The 15722-nt window shown below is 46.0% G+C and carries 11 protein-coding genes and 4 pseudogenes; 3 read left to right on the plus strand and 12 right to left on the minus strand.

Annotated features, from left to right (window positions below):
• Positions 1–451: hypothetical protein (locus tag HGKM_RS08790; protein ID WP_019133480.1), on the minus strand; the 451-nt coding region annotated here is incomplete at its 3' end.
• A 77-nt stretch (positions 452–528) separates the two neighbouring features.
• On the minus strand, positions 529–2016 hold the full coding sequence (locus HGKM_RS01150) for a hypothetical protein (RefSeq protein WP_019133481.1): 1488 nt from the start codon (positions 2014–2016) through the stop codon (positions 529–531).
• Positions 2017–2124: 108 nt separating this feature from the next.
• Here HGKM_RS01150 and HGKM_RS01155 point away from each other — a divergent pair.
• A pseudogene (locus tag HGKM_RS01155) lies at positions 2125–2628 on the plus strand (MATE family efflux transporter); the annotation flags it as partial.
• A gap of 21 nt (positions 2629–2649) precedes the next feature.
• Here the strand turns inward: HGKM_RS01155 and HGKM_RS01160 are convergent.
• The 3 genes from HGKM_RS01160 to HGKM_RS01170 form a co-directional block, all read right to left on the minus strand.
• Complete coding sequence (locus HGKM_RS01160) at positions 2650–6069, minus strand: DEAD/DEAH box helicase family protein (protein ID WP_019133483.1); 3420 nt, start codon at positions 6067–6069, stop codon at positions 2650–2652.
• The gene (locus tag HGKM_RS01165; protein ID WP_051010835.1) at positions 6069–8054 is read right to left on the minus strand and encodes an Eco57I restriction-modification methylase domain-containing protein; all 1986 of its coding nucleotides are present in this window, start codon (positions 8052–8054) and stop codon (positions 6069–6071) included. The genes HGKM_RS01160 and HGKM_RS01165 overlap by 1 nt, the downstream gene beginning before the upstream one ends.
• 76 nt (positions 8055–8130) lie before the next feature.
• On the minus strand, positions 8131–8973 hold the full coding sequence (locus tag HGKM_RS01170; protein ID WP_019133485.1) for an ADP-ribosylglycohydrolase family protein: 843 nt from the start codon (positions 8971–8973) through the stop codon (positions 8131–8133).
• Between the two features lie 328 nt (positions 8974–9301).
• Between HGKM_RS01170 and HGKM_RS09185 the strand changes: the two are divergent.
• A pseudogene (locus HGKM_RS09185) lies at positions 9302–9487 on the plus strand (hypothetical protein); the annotation flags it as partial.
• Here HGKM_RS09185 and HGKM_RS01175 read toward each other — a convergent pair.
• Together HGKM_RS01175 and HGKM_RS01180 are read right to left on the minus strand one after the other, a co-directional pair.
• Positions 9471–9917, minus strand: coding sequence for a GNAT family N-acetyltransferase (locus HGKM_RS01175; RefSeq protein ID WP_172634677.1), 447 nt, complete (start codon positions 9915–9917; stop codon positions 9471–9473). The pseudogene HGKM_RS09185 and the gene HGKM_RS01175 overlap by 17 nt on opposite strands.
• 75 nt (positions 9918–9992) lie before the next feature.
• Positions 9993–10511, minus strand: coding sequence for a ClbS/DfsB family four-helix bundle protein (locus tag HGKM_RS01180; protein ID WP_019133487.1), 519 nt, complete (start codon positions 10509–10511; stop codon positions 9993–9995).
• A gap of 484 nt (positions 10512–10995) precedes the next feature.
• Here HGKM_RS01180 and HGKM_RS08960 point away from each other — a divergent pair.
• Positions 10996–11361, plus strand: a pseudogene (locus HGKM_RS08960) (InlB B-repeat-containing protein); the annotation flags it as partial.
• 261 nt (positions 11362–11622) lie between these two features.
• Here the strand turns inward: HGKM_RS08960 and HGKM_RS08795 are convergent.
• The 5 genes and pseudogenes from HGKM_RS08795 to HGKM_RS01205 form a co-directional block, all read right to left on the minus strand.
• Positions 11623–11709, minus strand: a pseudogene (locus HGKM_RS08795) (type II toxin-antitoxin system RelB/DinJ family antitoxin); the annotation flags it as partial.
• A gap of 47 nt (positions 11710–11756) precedes the next feature.
• Positions 11757–11978, minus strand: coding sequence for a DUF3784 domain-containing protein (locus HGKM_RS01190; protein ID WP_019133489.1), 222 nt, complete (start codon positions 11976–11978; stop codon positions 11757–11759).
• A gap of 186 nt (positions 11979–12164) precedes the next feature.
• The gene (locus HGKM_RS01195; RefSeq protein WP_019133490.1) at positions 12165–12839 is read right to left on the minus strand and encodes a DNA alkylation repair protein; all 675 of its coding nucleotides are present in this window, start codon (positions 12837–12839) and stop codon (positions 12165–12167) included.
• 120 nt (positions 12840–12959) lie between these two features.
• Positions 12960–13352: a cytidine deaminase family protein gene (locus tag HGKM_RS01200; protein WP_019133491.1), complete on the minus strand. Its 393-nt coding sequence runs from the start codon at positions 13350–13352 to the stop codon at positions 12960–12962.
• 203 nt (positions 13353–13555) lie between these two features.
• A complete protein-coding gene (locus HGKM_RS01205; RefSeq protein ID WP_019133492.1) occupies positions 13556–15682 on the minus strand; it encodes a catalase in 2127 nt (708 codons plus the stop codon).
• Between the last annotated feature and the right edge of the window lie 40 nt (positions 15683–15722).

Consider the following 15722-nt stretch of genomic DNA (forward strand, 5'->3'; position numbering starts at 1 on the left):
GTTCTATAGCCTTTGCTGTTGCATAAAAGGCTTCTTTCATACCTGCAACCCCTGCTGCTGTTTTCTCTGTTCCAGTAATAGTGACCCTAATTTTATCCGTATCATTGGCATGAAGCATCTCGAACCAATAATCATAACTTATTGCAAAATACTTGATATCAATATTTCCTTTATCTATGTTTTCAAAGGAAGAGGAGGAGATTGCATTATATTTTTTTATAAATTCGTTGACTACTCCATCTGCCGCATATTCAATTTCTTTCTCACTTTCTTCTTCAGATGCTTCAGTTCTTTCACTTGATTCCTCGCCAGTGGAATCAATACTAGCTTCTTTCTCTATCTGTGTTCTCGGTTCAGTATTAGCTTTTTTCGATCCACAACTTGAAATTAGAATGCCTAGGAATGCAACTGATAAGATGGTCATTATGAGATAGGATTTGTTCTTTTTCATTTTCTTTCCCTCCGTAAATCCTTTTGGTTTTTCTTTTAGATAAATCTCCAACTATTTCGTATGTTTTTATTATCCAATTATACAGTCCTCCCGCCAATCTTGTTTTTCCCTAAAATGCTATATACCTGGTAAAAATTATCCTCATTTTTCAACTCTTCCCATGAGAATTGAAGGATACACTGTGAATAATCATCCCCGGCATCCATGATCCATATTCCTTCTTTTGAGGACAGGACGGCATACTTGGCACTGAGAATCTTGGCATAGCTCCTCGCCTGTATTTTTGCGGCCTCAATCGCCTTCCTTGAGACAAGAGTGAATTTTGCCTCAATAACAAAGTCCGCCTTTTGATGGCCTAATGATGTCACCGGGTTGATGACAAAGTCCGGGATGAGCAAGTGATTATCATTACCTACCCTTATATATAGCTGTTTGATATAATCTGCCTCGCTATAGCCCAATTCTGCCAAGAAGGGTTTGATCAGCTGAGTTTCCACATCCTTTTCTCGGCTGATCCCCTCATGGCTCTCATAAGGCGTATACTCAATCCGCTCGAGATCTTCATTCGACAGGTCAAGGATGCGGTTATAGGCCGATGGCAAGATTTCCACTCCATTGATCCCCTGCATATTCTTTCTCACGATCGGCAGGTTCCCCAATATTTTGTCTTCTCTCATCTGACTAAGGGGAATATTCTTTATCTTTACCGGGTGTGAAATATAGGTGCACCGATAATAATAAAAGAAGGGATCATTGAATCCGACGGAAGCGCTTCTCCATATGGAATCGATGGCACTGGTTGGTGAGGTTAAGTACATGACGATATTGTCACCCACTTCCGTTTCCGGGTTGCATTGCCAAGGGGTGATCGCTTCAGGATCGGTCGTATAATAAATATCATCTTTCGAGCTCCCGATAAAATAAGCTCCTTCCGCCTTTGGCAGATCATCCACAATATAGCTCGCTGTTCCTCCAATATATTTGGGCGCAAAATCATACAAAAAAGCACAGAGCTCTGCTGGGTCCAATCCATTTTCGAGCCGGAATTTTTGTAAAGCTTGACAAATTTTTCCATAAAAGAGGAATCTTCCCTCATAATCTTTTTTCGCCGGCAAGGTAGGCAATGGAATATCAAACTCCTGTGCGATTTTTTCAAATACAATGTAAGTGTGTTTGAAATAGTAAGGTACCAGCAAATCACCCAATTCTCTGGCAAAATAGGTGGTGTAGTATTCTATGGAATTCGAAAACTCTTCAAAGGAAACCTTTGGTGATTGATCAAAGACCTCCATATATAACCGGTACAGGGAAGAAACTGCAGATTCTACCGTGTGCTGCTTCCGTTCAAAAAAATAGATGTTTTTTCCTTGGTCCTTATATACGCATAGAAGCTCATCCTCAATGTCCTTCGTGACGCTCTCACTGGGACAGAAAGCTCGATGGAGTCCTGCGATAAAATGACCATATTGGCCCGTATATTCGCCAAATAAAATTTCTTGAAAGCGCCTTATCGTTCTTGAACCTTTGCCCTCTCTATAAATTTTCCAGAGATAAGGATTAAACATGGCCACCCCCTAATTTGATAACCCAACAAAACGATAATCTCCATGCGAAAACAGCTCTTTGACGCCGAGACTTGAAATTACATAGAATAGACCTGACCAAAGGGCCCCTTCGACCACACAGTCATGGCCGCCTTCGCCGCCGGAGTCAAGATCGACGCCTTCGCCTATATGCCCGTTCAGGACTTCGGCAACGCCTTCTCCACCTTCATTGCCCAAAATTATGGGGCAAAAAAAGAAGACCGGATCCGCCGCGGCCTGAAGGAGCCTGTCGCCCTCTCCATGGCCTGTAGCATCCTGATCTCCCTCCTGGTCTGGATCTTCGCCCCCTCCTTGATGGCCCTCTTCGTCAGCCCCGGTGAGACCGCCGTCATTCGGGAAGGGACCCGCTACCTCCGGATCGAGGGTGCATTCTACGCTGGCATCGACTGCCTCTTCCTCCTTTATGGACTCTACCGTGCCCTGGGCAAGCCCGCCATGAGCCTGGTCCTGGCCTATGCCCTCTCCGCCATCGAGGTGGTCGGCATCTGGTGGTCCGTCCCCATCGGCTGGACCCTGGCCGACATCGTGGGCATCCTCTACTACCTCCGCCATAGGGACCGGCTCATGGCTTAGAATGATATTCGAACGATTCCCTCACGATAGACCAAACCTCTCCTCCAGTTCTTCATATAGCTTACCGTCCCTGGCCAAGGGCATGGTATCACAGAGGATGAGGTTGTGGTGGTCGATTTGAATTGTCTTGCTAAATCCCAAAATGTATCGGAGACAGATTCGATAAATGATTTCGGTCGGGGCACAACCATAGATCTGGTGGGCAAAAATATGATTCAAACGCTCCGACTCGTCTGGAAATAGGGCTTTCAGCCGATCGCTTTGAAAGAGACGGGTCACAATCGCGGTAATATACATCCCGGATTTCATATAGAGGTCGGCAAAGCTGGCCTCGGGAGCGTCAAAGCAGCCGGGGTTCTCCTTTTCCAGCCGGTCCACCATCTCCATCACCACTTTCTTTGGCGTAAAGATCTGGTTTGTCCGCTGGTTGGGGATGTAGTCAAAGATGTCCCCTTCCACCTCTTCATCAAAATAATTGGCCAGTTCCTTCCGTCTTCTCATAAATTCCGCCACCGCATCATTGAAGACCACCTCATCAAACAGCTGGCCATGGAAATGCTTCCGGTGCTCTTCATCCCGAATTTCGCGGCCATTTTCGTCCCTCTCATAATAATCCCCACCATCGCGGAGGAAGCGGAAATTATCCAGGGTTACGCCCTGATCTGTTTTCGGGTTGACGGTTACTTCCCAGAAGACCTCCGGTGGGACCAAGGCATCAAAATTTGCTAGCGTGGTATTTTCATCCCCATAGGCCATCAGGAAAGCAGGAATGGTCCGTGAAAATCCACGGAGGTGGTCGCGGACATCCGATTCAATGGATTGCTTGACCGCTTGACGTTTTTCCGTCTCCACTGTCTCCACAATAATCTCCGCAGAGGCTCGGATGATCTCTTGACTTTGAAGTTTCTCGTGAATATCCCGGACCATGGCTTCGCGTTCTTCTTGGCGACGAGCCTCTTGCTCATTCTCCAAGCGGGTTAAGTCCTCCATGGTTGCCCCGGCCTCCCGGGCCGAATCCATTTCCTCCTCGAACTCCCTCTCCTGACGGTTACGGGTGATGGAGTACTCGCCATAGGCCTGATTGACTACCCCATCAGTCTGGCCCTGGATCTTTTTCTCTATTCGTTTCTGCGTGGACCTTGAGAGATCCCTGCCATATTCCAGCTTGGCCGTCTCCATCAAAGCCCCGGTAATCGGCCTGCTAAACTTCTTTTGTAATTCTTCCAGCTCCTCTTTTTCCGGCTTCAGATCAGCGGCCCGCTCTTCCGTGATCCGGTCAACCGTATCCTTTAATTCCTGGTCGATAGTCTCATAGACCTTTTTCCCAAATACGTTTGCGGAGAGACCAATGACCTTTTCCCTCGAAATTTTAACGCTTCCCTCACTGTTCAGGTCTAGTTCATCCCCTGTTCCTTCGGTGACCGTTAGATCCCGAATAGCCCTTTTTTCTTCAATGGGCTCCATATTTTGAATAAGGTCAATAACTTCTTTGGGCGCATTGAAAATCCCGGAAATATTGGCGAAGAGGAAATTGGACATAAATCCACGATCCACAACTTCCTTAGCATGGATATGGCGGGGAATGGTCAATACTTTCTCGGCATCCAGCTCGACCATTTCTCCCTGGTCATCCTCCCCATAAACCGGGAAGAAATTCAGGAGTTCCCGGACATGTTCCTTCCGTCCATCAAAATCAATTCGCTCTCCCAAGCTTTCAGGAATCAAATCGTTGGCAAATTGCTCGAAAATAGTGAGGGTCCTTGCCGGGTCAAAATCAAAGACATAGGCATTCTTCTTCCGGTAGCTGTTCCCATCCTTATCGCGGAAGAGGCAAGGGTTCTGGGCACGGAAGGCCGCCTGCATATAAAGAGATGGGGAGGCCATGTTGGACAACATCAAAACCGCCGTCCACTCCGGAACCGTCACCCCGGTCGTCAGCTGCCCCACAGAAAGAGTAATGGTTTTGTCATAGTCCCGGATAGCCCGGGTGACCCGGTCGAAGGCCTTGGCCGTCTCCGCTTCCTCATCCAGCTTGCCATCACCGGCAGCCAGGATAATCTCGTAGTCCTTAAATACGGGGTGGATTTCCAGTTTCTTCGCCAAGGCCTTGGCGCTGGCTACCCGATTAAGGAGCCAAAAACTGTGTTTCAGCTCCGCCCGAAGTTCCGGGGTAGAGAAGGGAAACTTCTCCTGCTTAGTCAAAGCATCCAAAAACCGGTTGACATCACGGTCATGGACAAACTTCCCGGATTCATTGGTCCGGAAGAACTCATTCAAATCGAAGGCATATTCTTCCACATCCTGGTCGGCCAGAGCGATACCGCTTTCCAGTCGATCCCGGACGACCTCGGACATCTGGTAGGTATAGAGAGACAGGCGAGGCAGGTTCTCATAGGGATTTTCCTCCTCCCTCGATGGGTCCCACTCGCCTTTCTTTTTCTGCTCATCCGCATAGGTCCAGTTAAAAATCGCATCCGAAGGAAATTTATCATTGGCCAGGGCCTTGAAGGGAGTGCCCGAAAGATGGAGGGTATGTTTGCGAGCGATTTGATTAAAGGCCGTATCCGTTTTATAGGTATCGACGCCCTCATGCGCCTCATCGATAATTAAAATATCCCAAACAATGCCGGTTTCTGCACTGATTTCCTCCAGCTTGTCATACTGCCCTCCAAAATAGAGGGAGCCCTTGAGGTCCTGGAGGCTGACAAACTCGATGCAGCCCTTGACCCGGTCTTCCTCCATGGTCGACAGCTTCTGAATGTATTCCTCCCGGTTCAGAACAAACTTCCGGTCCTTAATCCCTTCCACCGTACTCACAAAAAGATAGCCGGATTCCGGACCAAAAAAGGTCTCATAATCCGAATACCAGGAATTGGCGATGGCCGGCCGGTTGGTTACAATCAGGATGTTCTCCGCCCCCAATCGCTTGCAGAGGTCATAGGCGGACAGGGTTTTTCCAAAGCGTGGCTTGGCATTCCAGAGAAATTCCCCTTTTTCATGGGTCCTGAAATACTCAAGGCTCATCCGAACCGCCGCATCCTGCTCCTCACGGAGGACATAGGGAATCACCGCCTCCTCCCTATCCCCTTCCACGATGCCGTGGTTTTGGGCAAAGTCAAGAAAATCTTGGCGAGCCTCATTCGGATGGATACGGAACCACTCCGTTCCGGCCCGACGGTCAACGCCCATTTTCTTCAGATAGGCATGGAAGTCCTTATCCGTAAAGGTCCCAAAGGGCTCAGTCATAAAACTGGCCCGCATGTTCCACCAAATCTTGGCCTCTACCCCCATGGTGTGGGTCTGCTCTTTGACCCGAATTTTCACATCCCGCTCTGTAAACCCGATCTTGGTCCAACCCTCATGGCTGGGAAGATCCGGCGTGGTATAGGCATAGCACTGGGGTGTGACCTGGCTTGCTGTACGAATCTGAATCCCCGCCATTATGCCATCTCCTTTACATGCGTTTCAATGAATGCAATTTCCTTTTCATCCAAACCGTACTTCTGATAAAGCTGGCGGTCGATGTCCGGAATGGGTTTGGACCAGTCGATGTCGGAGGAGGAAGTGAAGTCTTGGAGGGGAATGAGCTTCCATACACGCCGATCATTATCTTGAGTAACTTTTAGAACGCCCAAAAGAACACGTGCAAATCTAGACTTTACGTACTTTATCATTGCTTGAGCTTCAAATTCACTTTTAAAGGCACCTATTCCAATAAAGGATTGAGTATACCCGATTAGGGGTTCCCCGATTAGGGGTGTGCTTAATACTTCACCAAGTGCTCCCGATCCATTCGCCCGAGGAACCAACACTTTCCACTTTTCCAAATTTTCATGGTTCATGTCAACATATTTTTTAGGGATAAATCTCGAAACCCGCTTATTTTTCAACAGACCTATCGTTTCAATATCATCTTTATTCATCGGCGTTTTGGTAAAAAGTGGTATTTTTTTGAACGCATTGTTTCGAAAACGTCGATCTTTCCCTGAAGATCCAATGACCGTTTGTAAATCTGGGTGATCTGCATATAATGACTCCAGATTGTAGCGAACTTGAGTGTAAACCAAAGAGGCTACACTATGGTCAATATCATTTGCTTGGCTTTTTTCAACAATTCCCCGTAGTTCAGGATAGGCAAAAAAAGTTCCGATGGCACCAAAGTCTCTATGGGCATCCCGATAGGTAATCGCTACACCACCCTTAACGTCATTATTGGGAAAAATCTTTTTTGCATCAGCTTCAAAACGCAGGACCTTGAAATGAGGATCATTCAATATTTTACGATTCCATGCTTTGGGTGTGCTGCCTGCATCAAAAAGGGATCGTGCAGGATGGATTAGCTCGACCCGGTCTGAAACCAAAAAAGTCGCATCCATGAAGTCGTTATATACTGGTTTTCCAAAATTTCCATTCTCACCGGATTTTGAAAAATCCTCATTGTATGGCGGATTCCCAATCACATAATCAAACAGCTTCTTACTCACTTTTCCACCCCCTTTCATTCTTTTAAATTCCTCCGAATTACCTCTTCGCCAGTTATAGATTTTACAAGGCTGTGCCGTCCGTGCCGCTGCTTCCCCCTCTTGGGGATCTGGCGATGAGAACATGGTCATCTGCTCAACTTCCACAAAGGGCTTTCCCAAGGGGACGGTATCCTTTAAGCCGTCCATTTGCCAAAGGTTCCAGGCGATACGGTTGGCCACCTTCCTCAATAAAGGGACGTCCGGACTTCTCCCCCACCTTTCCACGTGGTATTCAACAGAGGTCAGGAGAACGTTGATCCGTGCCACCAAGAGGTTGTCTCCCTGGTATTCATAGCCATAGGTCGCCTCCAAGGCTCGGAGGGCCCACTTGGCCCAATCGTCATAGTCCCTCGTATTCTCATTGACGATGCGGAGTTTCCGATCCAGGATTCCAATCCTGCGGTGGAGGGGCATGAGGTCACCGGTTGAAACATCATACCGGGAGACCAGATAGGGGGCCTCCCCACAGGTGATCTCCAGCCGCCGAGAATCCACGTAGGCCTGCCAGGTCTTATGGTCAGGGAATTCGATGGGGGCTTCCGTCACCTTCCAGCGGTGGTCCTCCCCGGGAAGGTTGAAGACCCCTGGGCGACCGAACCAATCTTTATCGCAGTAATTATTCATGACATTGCAGAGCCAGGCAGGCGTAAAGACTTCTGCCCGCTTCCGGGTCCGAGCGATCTGGGCCTCCTGGGATTTTTCAATGCGGGGTTTGATGACCTCCGGATGATAACGCAGGAGGAGACGGGTGATCGGTTCCTTGTCGCCGAAACCCTCGCCCAGATTCTCATAGGAATCCGTGGCCCAAATGATCTTCCGCTTGGACGTCTTATCCTGCAAGAGCAAGTCCAAGACCGGTGCAACCATAGCACTCTCAATCTCTATCAATTTTTCCATGGCCATGACCCTCTCCCCATTCTTCTGAAATTTAGCTTCTATATAGTATTGTACAAGATATATTCCTTGCTTGAAAACTTTTTCATTCTATATATAGGTAGCCGAACATTGCCTCATCTCCCGCCACAAAATCCCTGAACTCCTCCGGAATTCTCCCCATGGCCTCTTCCGCCATCCGGCTCATGGCTCGCGTGACCCCGGCCTGTCTTACATAGAAGGGCCAGGCCACCGACCCGGTGATGGCACCGATGGTGTCCGCATCGCCGCCAAGGGATGTGGCGTTTCGGATGGCATCCTCGAAATCTGCTGAATCAAAGAAGGCGGCCAGAGCCTGAGGAACCGTCCCCTGACAGGATGGGTCGAAAGAATAGGTTGGCCGAATCGCCTCCACCGAAGGGATGTCCGGATAAAAGTGCTCCTGGATGAACGCCCGGATCGCCTGCTTGGATTGCCCCTCTTTTGCCAGAAAAATTGCAGCTGCCACCGCCTCAGCCCCCTTTATGCCATCGGGATGATTGTGGCTAACCACCGCACTTTGTTTGGCCCAGAAGATGGCCTGATCCAAGGACTTTGCCCTCTCCCCACATGCGGAAACCCGCATGGCTGATCCGTTTCCCCAGCTATTATAGGGCTGAGGATGGTCGGCCTTCAACCAGGAAGAAAAAGAAAGGCCATATTCCCCTGTAGGATTGGGGTAGGCCCGCCCGATGAACTGCATGGCCCTGGTAAATTGACTTTGCAAAAAATCCGGATCCTCTCCCTTGCCCTGGGCAATCGCCTCATCCAAGGCCAGCCCCACTGCGATGGTCATGAGGGAATCGTCCGTATAATCGGAATCCGGGGAGAAAAGCGGAAAGTCCTTGGTTTTTATCGGCTGAAATTCAAAGCAGGATCCAACAATATCACCAATAATGGCACCAATCATAAACATCTTCCTTTCTTGTCTGATACTGCAGTTTTTTACTCTCCCTGCCAAAGTAGTGGTGGTCCGGCCGTTTTCGCAGAATCACCACTATTGTTTCGCTCTCATAGTAGTGGTGGTTTAGCTGTTTTCGCCGAATCAACACTATTAGCGGGACAGAATCGCTAGTGGTTATTTCCCGATTTTATCAAACCAACACGATTACCCGAATAAATTCCTCAGAAAAGGGCCCTTTGGAGCCTTCTCTCCCAGCGAACTCCCCTCGCCAAAGAATCAAATGTCCATAATTTATTGGAATAAGGATGTATTTCATTTGTTTAACTATTGATGTGCAATTATGGAAGGCGGCTTTCCCTCTTCCATTAAACAACCCAGTTATAATAAAGAAACATTAGCTGCCATGCAGGAAGCTCGAGACATTCTTTCTGGAAAAATTCAGACGAAATCTTACGGCTCCCCGGAAGACTTGCTTAAGACCTCAATAGAAGATAGCTATGCCATTACACTATCCTCTTAAATAGACGGGCACTCCAGAAATCCATGCCCAATTCATCCAGATAAAAATGAAAAATGGCTTTCCAATTTTTTGTCGCAGTACTCAGAACAATGATATTGACGTCTTCTTTCAGCCTTTCTTCGACATAACGAAAGAGTTCTGCACCCAGACCCTGAGAACGTCGACTAGGAATAACATAGATTTCTTCCACTTCAAAATAAGGCGTCCCGTCCTCCATGATGGATTTCATCCCTTTTGATGGATGAATATTTCCCAAAAGGTAACCGCAGACCCGCTTCTCCTCTACCGCCACAAAAATCCGGTTGCCAATAATGTCCTCTTTTTTATTCGGACGATAACCATAACAGCTCTCTTCCTCTGCCCAGTCTCGGGAAAGGTCGATCAAGTCTTGGATAAGCTGGTCTGTTATCTGTCTTTCTTCGATTATCATGAGTGTATATCCCCCACTATTTTCAGGCTTTTGTACCCTCGAGAACTGCTCTTTCCGGACCGTCATCATTCCACTCTATAAAGCCGCCTTTTTCCATTTTCTAATTCTGGTTCGAAATGTACCAAAAGGGGCTACGGTATTTACATGAATAAACTTATACACTTCCCACACCGCCGTTTTGGTTGCTTCATCCGCCCATGTCCTCATATGGGGTTTGAACAATTCTTCCTCACTTAGGGAATCAATCATGGCATAAATGGCTCTAACATTTTCTTTTAGTTTTGCCTTCAGTTCTTCCAAGGAAAGGTGTGCATAGGTATCAGTAAACCACCGATATAAGTCACTAAGTTGATTCCACTTAAATTGTTCGGAGGGAGAATGCACTTTTCGTCCATTTTGCTCATCTTCTTCCCATTGAAGGAGCAAACTTGTCCATCCAACTTGATAGGCAAGGTTCTCTGCCGGCGTTCGATCAACCTCATCAACACGCCTATCTTTTAATTCCTCAGGGATACCATCAAATTCAGAAATATACTTTTCAAAAGCTTTCTCAATCTCTGCTTTTAACTCTTCCTTATTGCTATAAGTTCTCATATGGTCACCTCTTCGGTTTCACTGCACCATGACAAACTTGGATTTCCTTGGATAAATAGGAGCTTTTCCCTCATCTTCCTCATATATTCTATTATACAATCTGTCATACAATATACAGACAAAAACTGATAGAGGAAAGGCATATTCATGAAAAATAGAGTTGAGAAAACTTATGCCTACAAAAATACGATGGCGTCACCGTCTGCAATTCGAGAATGCATGGCGGGACAGGCGCAGCCGGGATTGTGGTTTATGGCACCTTCAATATGTATGGCGGAAGGGTAGAAAAAAACAGTCTAAAATGATGGGTGGCGGAATCAATCTTCTACCCTGGCAGGCAGAAGCCACAGCCGTTCTCAATGTCTATGGTGGTACTTTCCGAAACAACTATGCGACTACAGCCGGGGACGATATGACGATTGATAATGAAAAAGCCCACACAGTCAAGCTTCCCACCGGAAAAAGCATGACGGCTACCGGAAAGATGTCCCCCTTCCGGGCAACAGGCTGGTTTGAGGATGGCCGCCAAGGTACACGCTACGATGCGAAAACCCACGCAGAGGAAGCAACCAAGCTCAATTATCAGCAGGAGACTTGGCTGGCCGACCTCAAGGTGGTTTATAAAGAAGCCTACACCATCACTTATGTGCTCAATGATGGATCCTTTGAGGAAGGATATGAGGCTCCATCTTCCTATAAAGCGGGAGATACCACGCAACTTCCTACGGCAGATAAGCTGGGTCGAAACGGTTATCGCTTCGAAGGCTGGTACGATAATCCAAACTTCGAAGGCGCTCCCATCACTGAGATTGGGCCGGAGATGAGAGGCGATTTAGTTTTCTATGCCAAATGGAGCAAGAATCCGACTCCAAATCCGGATCCCGATCCAAAGCCGGATCCTGATCCGAAACCGAATCCCGATCCAAAGCCTGATTCAAAACCAACTCCGGTTCCCAAGCCGGAGAGTAAACCGAGCAAGACGAAACAGCCGGAGAAAGCCAAGCCACCCAAAGCTCCAAAAACCGGAGATGAAACGACTCTTCTTCTCAGTGGAGCGACGGTATTCGCCTGTGGAGTAGGCGTCATCGTTCTTGAAAAGAAAAAGAAATGGGCTATAAAGCATCTGAATTGCACTGGATGGAGAGATGCCAAGCTGAGAAAGAATGCTCTCCGCGTTATCCTTGAGATCAGTATCTATTCTTGCATAAAGCTGATTCTTGAAATATCATTTTTAATTCATCTATGCTAAGCAAATATGATGAGTATAATTCCAATAATTAAAATAACAATACCAATTCCAAGATACACCTTCCCCACATGCTTAGCATAGCCCTCATTCTTGCGACCCATTTTGAAATCAGCCTCAAAACCGTTGATGAGATCATACTTTTCCCGAAAATAAATAAAATAACCAAATAGAATGAATGCCAAACCCAATAGCACAGATATCATCTTCAATATCAACATCATTTCCCTCCAATAACAAGGCAACATCATAGTCTCTGCAAACTTCTACAAAGCCATGTTTGAGAAAAAGTGAAACCGCCGGATTGTCGATGGCCATGTTGTCATATAAAGTCCCTGGGCCATTCTTTTTGTTCTATCCTTACCAACATCTTAGCCTGCTGTTTTCTCTGTTTCAAATAAGAATTATTATCGTTTCAGCGACTTCAAATACTCTTTTTCTTCCGGCGTCAACCGCCGGCTTTCCCGGGCTTTTTGTATTGTCTTATTGTGAGTCCATAGATCTAAACGATGATCTTCAATGGCTTTAATAGTCGTATCCCACTGCTTTGCCAATGCGGTTGCAAAGAACCAGGCAATCATCATTCGAACATAGTATTCTTCACGATGAAGAGAAGCGGGGATTTCCAGATACTCAGGCTTAAAGTCTTCATCAAGAAAATGAGACATTAACATCTCAATCCCAAAACGGCAGGTATAAGTCCTTTCCGATGCGGACCATTCTTTGATTTTTTCCAAAAGTGCCACTTTATGCTTCTTGAAAATTTTCGGAGACAGGATATCGCATACTGCCCAATTATCGACATAGGGCAGAAAGCGATCAACGGCTTCTATGCAAGCATCAAATTCCTTCATTTCAGAAAGAAGAATTCCGTGGAGGATATTTTCATCATAGTATTTATGCGGCAAATCGCTCAAAAATTCAGAGGCTTCCGATTCCCTGGCAAGCTTTTTGGCCAGTTTTCTGACCTCCGGAACTCGAACCCCGATAAAGAGGTCCCTCGGAATATTCGGAACCAACTTCGCCTGAAAATCTCCATAGGGGGCATCCTGCAAGGCAAATAATTCTTCTTTGATATTCACTCTTTATACTCCTATAGATCGACAACTCTTTCATCAGTCATATTATGCTCAACCCCTGTATGCTGTGATTGAAGAAACTCTTTTATACATTTTTCCTTGTAAACTTATCTATTTCTTCGATTATATCCACCATTCCGGTGTTAACTCCCCAAGTTTGACAATTTTTTCTGCTTCGTAGTCAAGCATTACTTCTACTGACTGATAACGTCCCGGCATCAGCTGCGTCATGAACTCCCGGCAGGCACCGCAAGGCCCACCAGTCCTTCCATCCGGCATGATGGCCAAGACCCTCTTGATTTCATTTTCGCCATTGGTAATCATATGAAATATCGCATTTCGCTCCGCACAGATACCCAAAGCACACGATGTATCCACACATACTCCGGTATATATGGTCCCACTTGTCGATTCAATTGCTGCAGCTACGCCGCCGGCGTATATCCGTTCAGATATTTCTCTTGGTTTCTGAACGGCCTTCGCTGCTTTGTATAAATCATGCCAGATTTTTTCCATACGCTTCTCTCCGTTTGTTTTGATGGTTTAACGAAACTTTCATCTCATAGATACAGATGGGTTACCCGACATATGATCACCTTAGTGTCCGCCCTAACCGGTCATTATCATTCGGAAACTTGATTTTCAATATGTCGATACCATCTCATCCTATAGCCTACCAATAAAAAAGAGCTCGGAAAACCGAGCTCTTTTTTCTCCATCTATATAGAACCATCCCTATCCCAGAATCTGTGCTGAGCCAAGTTTTTAATGAAGTCATCTATTTTTTTTATGTCCTTACTGACAATGACACCCGGAGCTTCTCCTTGCTCCTTGTCTAAGATTCCCTTAGCATCCCCGATAATCCAAATCGGTTTGTAGTGCTTAAAACTTTCATCGACAAATTCACCAATGTTTTTCTTGAAGTCTTTGGATGGTTTGTCCGGAACAACTACAATAAGAGCATCTTCTAAAACGGGATGAACGGTTTCATACCTATGAGCAACCTTTTGTCCATCCTTCGTATCTTGAAGGTTTCCCTGGATAATTTCAGCCTTGGCCTTAGCATCCTTAATCTTTTCTACTAGAGATTTAAAGTCAAAGTCGTCATCATTATCAGAATAAATTCCGACCTTCAAGGTATCTGTTTTAAAGATCGTATTCGCTTGAGCAAATTCCGGCATTCTTACCTTTTCCGCTTCCTTACTTGGCTTAACTCCAACAGGATCGAAGCCACGATCAGCATCCGGCTTATCAACACCAACATTTTTAGCGATTATTTCTGCCATCTTCTGATCAACATTGGCAAACATATCGACGACATTTTGCCTAATTTCTTCTCTTTCCACCTTAGATAATTCAAAAGAGAAGGCATTGATAATGTGCTCTTGTTCAACTTTGCTAATAGACTGATAAAAGGCTGTAGCCTGACTAAAGTGATCTCTAAAACTATCATCCCTGGCCCTGATCACCTCGCCATCGATCTTTTCCTGGTAGTGCTCATAGCCACCGTCCTTCGGACTCGCATAATATGGAGATTGATCATCAATACTTGATTTATGGTAAGCAACGGGCCCCTTATTGATCATGTGTTGGTGCCAGCCATCTCTCTGATTATTATGAACTTCAGCTATCGGTCTATTGATAGGAATTTGTGCAAAGTTTGGTCCACCTAACCTTAAAAGTTGGGTATCGGTGTAGGAAAAAAGCCTGCCTTGCAGGAGCGGGTCATTCGAAAAGTCGATACCAGGAACAACATTTCCCGGATTAAAGGCAACTTGCTCAGTCTCAGCAAAGTAATTATCGACATTTCGATTAAAGATCATTTCCCCAATTTTAATCTTAGGAATATCTTCTTCAGGCCAAACCTTGGTAGGATCCAGGATATCAAAGGGGAAGTCATGTTCCTTTTCTTCCGGCAGGATTTGAACACAAAAATCCCAGACAGGATATGAACCTTCATCAATCGCATCATACAAATCTTTTCTTTGGCTGTCGGGATCATTTCCTGATACCTTCAAGGTCTCATCCCACACTCTGGAGTGGACACCCAGCTGTGGATTCCATTGGTATCGAACAAAACAGGACTTTCCTTCTTCATTTATCCATCTAAAGGTATGGACAGCAAAACCATCCATCATTCGTAGACTTAAAGGAATGGCCCGATCACTCATCTGCCACATCACCATGTGAGCGGACTCCTGGTTGCGGCTTACAAAGTCCCAAAATGTATCATGAGCTGATTGGGCTTGAGGCACTTCAGTATCAGGCTCCGGCTTAACGGCATGGACAAAGTCAGGAAACTTTATCGCATCTTGGATAAGAAATACGGGAATATTATTACCAACGATATCGTAGTTTCCTTCTTCTGTATAAAATTTTATAGCGAAACCACGCACATCACGGGGGGTATCTGTAGAACCTCTAAAGCCTGCTACAGTAGAAATCCTTGAAAATAAAGGAGTTTGCTTATTATGGCCTGAAAATAGGCTAGCTCTCGTATATTCACTCATATCCTTGGTCGATTTAAAAATACCATGGGCACCCACGCCACGAGCATGGACAATTCTTTCCGGAATCCTCTCATGGTCAAAGTGCATAATTTTTTCCCTAAAATGAAAATCTTCAAGAAGGCTTGGTCCTCTCCTGCCAGCCTTAAGGGTAAACTCATCTTCAGCCATCTTAAGACCCTTGTTCGTCGTAAAAGCCTTATTCTTGTTATCAACCCTGTTTTTCTCCAGATCTTTAACCTTGTCGTTATCCTTGACAGGATCAACCTTCTTAGACCCTTTTGGAATTAAAGGTGCTTTAATAAAATCATACTTGTTCTTCTCTTTTTTATCAGCCATCTTTACCCCCTTATATTTTCTTTCTAAGATAGGTAACGTA

Origin of the sequence: Kallipyga massiliensis ph2, assembly GCF_000311985.1 — a bacterium.
Lineage (GTDB): Bacteria > Bacillota > Clostridia > Tissierellales > Peptoniphilaceae > Kallipyga > Kallipyga massiliensis.